The organism is Robinsoniella sp. (assembly GCF_034124845.1).
Window position 1 is genome coordinate 1 of record NZ_JAWYAJ010000252.1, and the last position, 6,946, is coordinate 6,946.

5 protein-coding genes, 1 pseudogene and 1 riboswitch are annotated in these 6,946 nt (G+C 41.5%); all 6 genes and pseudogenes read left to right on the forward strand.

The window, feature by feature from the left end:
- A pseudogene (locus tag ACH2DQ_RS12595) lies at positions 1-296 on the forward strand (ROK family protein); the annotation flags it as partial.
- Positions 296-1,711: a glycoside hydrolase family 1 protein gene (locus ACH2DQ_RS12600; RefSeq protein ID WP_394912512.1), complete on the forward strand. Its 1,416-nt coding sequence runs from the start codon at positions 296-298 to the stop codon at positions 1,709-1,711. The pseudogene ACH2DQ_RS12595 and the gene ACH2DQ_RS12600, both read left to right, overlap by 1 nt.
- Before the next feature lie 227 nt (positions 1,712-1,938).
- Positions 1,939-2,101, forward strand: a riboswitch (M-box (ykoK) riboswitch).
- A 99-nt stretch (positions 2,102-2,200) separates the two neighbouring features.
- Entirely contained in the window at positions 2,201-2,332 is a 132-nt protein-coding gene (locus ACH2DQ_RS12605) for a hypothetical protein (RefSeq protein ID WP_394912511.1), read from the forward strand.
- Between the two features lie 198 nt (positions 2,333-2,530).
- Entirely contained in the window at positions 2,531-5,269 is a 2,739-nt protein-coding gene (mgtA, locus tag ACH2DQ_RS12610; protein ID WP_394912510.1) for a magnesium-translocating P-type ATPase, read from the forward strand.
- A gap of 199 nt (positions 5,270-5,468) precedes the next feature.
- Positions 5,469-6,050: a DUF4352 domain-containing protein gene (locus ACH2DQ_RS12615; protein WP_394912509.1), complete on the forward strand. Its 582-nt coding sequence runs from the start codon at positions 5,469-5,471 to the stop codon at positions 6,048-6,050.
- A gap of 17 nt (positions 6,051-6,067) precedes the next feature.
- The coding region (locus tag ACH2DQ_RS12620) for an aryl-sulfate sulfotransferase (RefSeq protein WP_395026941.1) at positions 6,068-6,946 on the forward strand (879 nt) is incomplete at its 3' end.

Consider the following 6,946-nt stretch of genomic DNA (forward strand, 5'->3'; position numbering starts at 1 on the left):
GTGATGAAAAGGTGTTAAAGGGTCTGAAAGATTTTACGGACAGCCTTGCACTGCAGGTATGCAATCTAAACATGCTGCTGGATCTGGATGTGGTTGCGGTAGGCGGCGGCATCAGCTGTCAGCCGCTGCTGCATGAGTATCTGGAAAAAAGCATTGACGGATATATGGAAAATCACCCCATGAGATTTTTAAGTCCCTATATCCCCAGACCGGTTGTGACCAATTGTGAATTCTATAATGATGCAAATTTAATCGGAGCACTATATCATTTTTTAAATAAAGGAGGAGTTGAATAATGGGATTTCCGGAGAATTTTTTATGGGGCGGCGCAGTTGCGGCAAACCAGTGCGAAGGTGCTTATCTGGAAGACGGGAAAGGTCTGAGCATACAGGACGTAACACCCCATGGCATTACAGGCCCAAGGACAAAAGAGCCGACGGACGATAACATGAAGCTAGTAGGCATTGATTTCTACCACAGATACAGAGAAGACCTCAAACTGTTTGCAGAAATGGGATTCAAAGTATTTCGGACATCCATTGCCTGGAGCCGTATTTTTCCAAAGGGTGATGAAGAACAGCCAAACGAGGCAGGGCTTAAATTCTATGATGACCTGTTTGATGAGTGCCGCAAATACGGCATGGAACCGCTGGTTACCCTGTCCCACTATGAGACACCGCTCTATCTGGCGGAAGAATATGATGGCTGGATCAATCCGAAAATGATTGGTTTCTATGAAAAATTTGTTACATGTGTATTTCGGCGCTATCAAGACAAGGTAAGGTATTGGCTTACCTTTAACGAAATTAATTCCATTCTCCATGAGCCTTTCTTAAGCGGAGGAATTCAGACACCGAAAGAACAGCTGACGGAGACACAGCTGTTTCAGGCAGTGCATCATGAATTTGTGGCAAGTGCTATGGCAGTGAAGATCGGACACCATATCAATCCGGATTTTCAAATCGGCTGTATGGTGCTCAGTATGCCGATTTACCCATTGACCCCCAATCCTGACGATGTGATTGCAGTGATGGAAAAAGATCATCTGAACATGTTTTTTGCGGATGTACAGGTACGTGGAGCTTATCCAGGCTATATGAACCGATATTTCAGGGAGCATGGCATTTCATTAAAGATCACAGAAGAAGAACAAAGGATTTTGAAAAATACCGTGGATTTCGTATCATTCAGCTATTACATGAGTATCTGTGAAACTGCAGATAAAAGCCTTGGAGAATCGGGAAAAGGAAACCTTCTGGGAGGGGTGAGAAATCCTTTGTTAAAGGAAAGCGAATGGGGATGGCAGATAGATCCCAAGGGTCTGCGCTATGTCCTGAATACCTTTTACGACCGCTATCAGAAACCGCTTTTCATTGTGGAGAACGGACTGGGCGCTGTGGATAAGCTGGTAATGGGAATGGATGGAAATAAAACGGTAGAAGATGATTACCGCATTGGCTACTTAAGAGACCATTTAAAGCAGGTAGAAGAAGCGATAGAAGATGGTGTTCCGGTGATGGGATATACAACCTGGGGGTGCATAGACCTGGTAAGTGCTTCAACCGCAGAATTAAAAAAACGCTATGGCTTTATCTATGTTGACCGAAACGATGACGGCTCCGGTACCTTAGAACGTTATAAGAAGAAATCATTCTACTGGTATCAAAAAGTAATTGCTACCAATGGAAAAAGTCTGAATGAGCATATATAAACCAGGAGATATAAACCAAGATATATAAATCAGGAAACATAAAAAGACAATTACAGTATGGAAAATGCAGAGGATGCGATTGGCAATGTCGGATTCCGCTGCATTTTTTTAGATCAAGTACCAATAACGGTTGAATTTTTTAGTAAATCCAATAAATCCAATAACGAAATAAAATTTTAAGGTTAGCCTTGACAAACACTGTGCAGGGGTGTACACTGGAGAAAATTAAATAGTTCCGGTAGGTAAGGTTACCACAGGGATACGGATTGTTGCCGCGAAATGATGGAGACATCATGAGTTGGTTTGAACAGGCCGCATCGAAAAACAAGGTGCAGCATAATACAGTTTCATCGCCCTGTGATACTAAAGCTCAAACGGTGGCAGTTTCTATATTATTTTTATAATGTAGCTGAAGTAGAATGTATATTCCCATACCATAGTTTGTCCTTTGGTATGGGATTTTTTATTTAAAATAAGGAGGTGGTAAGAATGGATAGTGGAGGCAGTCATGAGCGATATAATATCAGCACAGAGGGCACAGATGAAGTTTCGGAATCGCCGGGAGTGGATCACACATCCATTCTTGGGCTTCCCGGGTGGTTTTGTAATCTGAATTATTAGAAGACAATGTCATTTTCCGGTTCGTGAATATTTCATCAGCTGCCATCGCTGCTGTTTTTATGCACATTTGATATATTTGCTGTGGAACGAATAATCCCGGCATTTATGCCTGCTATGTAAATGAAAACGATAGCGGTGGATTTTTATGCCCTTTTTTAAGAACATGTAAGGTTATTTGAAAAAAGGAGGTATAAGACAATGAAAAAAAACAGAATGAAAAATATGGTTCGCCGTGAGACGGTGAACGAAAAATTAAAATATGCAGCAACACTTGAATGGAATAAATTTTATGAGGAATTTCAGACCTCATCAGAGGGAATGACAAAGGAACAGTTAGAAGCTTCGGAAGAAGCCTATGGAAAAAATATAGTGACCCATGGGCAGAAAGAGTCTCTTTTCAAAAGAATCTGCGGGGCTTTTATTAATCCGTTTACCGCTATTTTATTTGTATTGGCGGCAGTTTCTGTATTTACGGATATTCTTTTTGCTGATCCGGGAGAACAAAATCCGGTTACGGTAATCATCATTACAACGATGGTAATGATATCCGGTCTGCTCCGATTTATACAGGAAACAAGAAGTGGAAATGCAGCAGCCAGATTATCGGCAATGATACGGACCACTACCTGTGTAAAGAGAATGGAAGAAGGAACGCGTGAAATTCTGCTGGAAGATGTGGCAGTTGGGGATGTGGTGCTGCTTTCAGCAGGAGATATGATACCCGCCGATATCCGGATTATTTCTGCAAAAGACTTATTTATCAGCCAGTCGGCACTTACCGGAGAAAGTGAACCGGTAGAGAAGTACAGTGCATTATCAGACAGCAACAATGCAGTGACAAATAGTATATATGCTTTGGAAAGCAGCACAGATGCAGTAACGGATTATTCCAACCTGGCGTTCATGGGCAGTAATGTAATCAGCGGCAGTGCGTCAGGCGTAGTTATTGCAGTAGGAAATGATACCATGCTGGGTGAAATGGCGAAATCCCTTTCAGATAAGCCGGCACAAACCTCTTTCGAAAAAGGGGTGAACTCGGTCTCCTGGGTATTGATTCGATTTATGCTGATCATGGTTCCGGTGGTCTTCTTTATCAATGGATATACGAAAAATGACTGGATGGATGCGGCGCTGTTTGCCATTTCCGTAGCGGTGGGACTGACGCCGGAAATGCTGCCCATGATAGTGACCACCTGTCTGGCAAAAGGTGCTGTATCCATGTCCAGGCAAAAGGTTATTATTAAGAATCTCAATGCCATCCAGAATCTTGGATCCATTGATATCCTGTGTACCGACAAGACTGGCACCCTCACAAGAGATAAGGTAGTACTGGAATATCATCTGGATATCGAAGGAAATGAAGATCCAAGGGTACTGCGCCATGGATTTTTAAACAGTTATTATCAGACGGGGCTTAAAAACTTGATGGATATTGCAATTATAGACAGAACCAACGAATTGCAGGAACAGGAGTTACAGCTTCAGGGCATTCAGTCTAACTACACCAAAGTAGATGAGATACCATTTGATTTTGAAAGACGCAGGATGAGTGTGGTGGTAGCGGATAAAAACGGCAAGACACAGATGATTACAAAAGGTGCCGTAGAGGAGATGCTTCGGGTTTCTGCATTTGCAGAATACGAAGGGAAAGTGGAACCGCTCACAGACCAGATGCGCAGCAAAATACTCACGAAGGTTGAAGAATTAAATGAAACCGGAATGCGTGTGATAGCAGTGGCACAGAAGACGAATCCCTCGCCGGAGGGAGCCTTCTCCGTTGCAGATGAAGCAGAAATGGTTTTGATTGGTTACCTGGCATTTCTGGATCCGCCTAAGGAAACAGCAGCTGCGGCTATAAAAGCACTCCACGGATATGGTGTGAAAGTAAAAGTCCTGACCGGAGACAATGAAAAGGTTACCTGCTGCATTTGTAAACAGGTAGGCTTGTCAACGGAACATCTCCTTTTAGGAACTCAGGTGGATGCCATGGATGACTGCCGGCTGGCAGAAGAAGCAGAAAAAACAACGGTATTTGCAAAACTCTCCCCTGCCCAGAAGGCAAGAGTTGTAAAGATTCTTCAGAGCAACGGGCATGCCGTAGGGTATATGGGCGACGGGATCAATGATGCGGCAGCCATGAAGGCATCGGATGTGGGCATTTCGGTGGATACAGCAGTGGATATTGCCAAGGAATCGGCGGATACGATTCTCCTGGAAAAAGATTTAATGGTATTGGAAAAAGGTATTCTGGAAGGCAGAAAAACCAATGCCAACATGATCAAATATATAAAAATGACGGCTTCCTCAAACTTTGGAAATATGTTCTCGGTACTTGCAGCCAGCGCATTCCTGCCCTTTCTTCCAATGGCAGCAATCCACTTAATTCTGCTGAACCTGATTTATGATATTTCCTGTACAGCGATACCCTGGGACAATGTAGACAGTGAGTTTCTGGCTGTGCCGAAAAAGTGGGATGCATCTTCCGTCAGCAAATTCATGCTGTGGATAGGACCAACCAGCTCGGTATTTGATATTGCAACATACCTGGTGATGTATTTTGTAATTTGTCCGCTGATGAGCGGAGGCTTCATGTATCACCAGATTACTGACCCCCAGATGCAGGATGCATTTATTGCAGTCTTTCAGGCAGGCTGGTTTATTGAATCCATGTGGAGCCAGACCTTAGTCATTCACATGATCCGTACACCAAAGGTTCCATTTATACAGAGCCATGCATCCGCTCCGGTCACGATTCTGACCCTGGGAGGAATTCTGGCAGCAACCGCAATTCCATTTACGGGATTAGGCAGCGTACTGGGGCTTGCAGGTTTACCGGCGGTGTATTTTGTAATTTTGGCAGCAATTATCGTTTGCTATATGGGATTGGCGACAATTATGAAAAAGATGTATATGCGGAGATATGGGGAATTGCTGTAGAAACAACGATATCCTATCAAACTGATGTTAACGGAGATAGTTCATTAGTTTGATGGGATATATTTTTGCCGGAACCTTGAAAAATGAGTCTTTTCGACATCACGAATCTATGTTATCATATTTTATACACATTTTTATGCTAAGATTCTAAATTGGTATGTTTAGAATTATTACTTATTAAAGTAGGAGGAGAAATTTAATGAAGAAAAAATTGTTATATGCTATATTATTAAGCGCATCTATTCTTTCAATAACAGGGTGTCAAAGTGATAACAGCACTAAGGAAACTGCAAAAACAGAGGCAGTGGCGGATTCAGAAACGACAAAGACATCAGAGGAAAAAACATCAGATGGTTCATCAAAAGCGGGTAGTGTATCTGAAGTTGGTGGATGGAAAGTTACATATGAAGAGTCAATGCTGGATAAAAAACTTGAGAATGTTTCTACCCAATTAGGTTATACGAGTGTGGAATCTAGTGAGTATCATAAAGAAGCTTCAGAAGGAATGAAATTCTGCTTATTAAAGGTTATTTTTGAAAAAGTGGATAGCAAGGAAGAAATTGATTTTACGAAATTAAAATTGATAGATGAAAATGGTAAAGAGTATAGTAGAATGGATGATGCATTTCTTAGTGACTTAGGAATGAAACGTCTTCAGGGTACTAAACTAAATTTTGGAACTAACGAAGGTTGGATTTGCTATGAAGTTGATGAGTCTGCAAACAAATTTACACTGGAATATCCATTTGAAGGAGAAACGTTAAGTATACCAGTTGAGTAATCTTATAGGGGGATCTAATGAGTAAGAAAAAAAAGCATATTATTGTTGGAAGCATAGTGGCAGTAGTTCTGCTGTTATTAGCTGGTTCTGCAATCTTTTATTTAACGCAGCCTAATTTTAGGTTTATTAATACTAGATTGAGTAAAAAGGACAAGGGTCCACAATATGTAAAAGTAAAAGTGGATGGAAGCGAAACGAAAACAATTAAGAGTAATGCAGAGTCGGGTAAGAATATATCAGTATCTGAGGGAATACAGCAAACGCAGTCATTAGAAGAACAGACAGTTCAAATTGACGAGATGATTCAGGCTGAATTAGACAATGGTCAATATACCTTCGAAGAACCATTAGTGATTCAAAATCCATATCAGAATTCTCCTCTTACGGCAGTCGCGGTTTTTAATACAGAAGAAGAGAGTCAGATTAAGGTAACTGTAGAGGGTAAAACACAGGAGAATGATATTACAGATACGTTGGATGCGACAAAACAGCATATAATTCCTATCATTGGGTTATACGCGGATATGGATAATAATGTTTTACTTGAGGAACTTGATAAGGATGGGAAAGTAACTCGAACTTCCCAACTGAAGATCCAGACGGATTCTTTACCTGATGCATTTATAGATGCAGTGAAAATGGAAAAGAAGACGACAGAATCTTCTATAAAGTTGATGGTAGTTACCGGAGGTGCAATTCCTCACTTGTATGGTTTTGATTCCAGCGGGGATATCAGGTGGGCATTAATGTATTCCACGGGGGCTAACTTTGGAGGATATCCGTTATCAAATGGGCATTTTTTAATTGAATCTGAAAATACGATGATGGCAAATGCAGGAGAACCCCGTTCTACTCAGTATCATGAGGTCGACTACTTAGGAAGGGTATATCAGGAT

Excerpts from the sequence above, each read along its gene's own strand:
- ACH2DQ_RS12600 (WP_394912512.1), top strand. The coding sequence starts at position 296 with ATGGGATTTCCGGAGAATTTTTTATGGGGCGGCGCAGTTGCGGCAAAC.
- ACH2DQ_RS12605 (WP_394912511.1), top strand. The coding sequence starts at position 2,201 with ATGGATAGTGGAGGCAGTCATGAGCGATATAATATCAGCACAGAGGGC.
- mgtA (WP_394912510.1), top strand. The coding sequence starts at position 2,531 with ATGAAAAAAAACAGAATGAAAAATATGGTTCGCCGTGAGACGGTGAAC.
- ACH2DQ_RS12615 (WP_394912509.1), top strand. The coding sequence starts at position 5,469 with ATGAAGAAAAAATTGTTATATGCTATATTATTAAGCGCATCTATTCTT.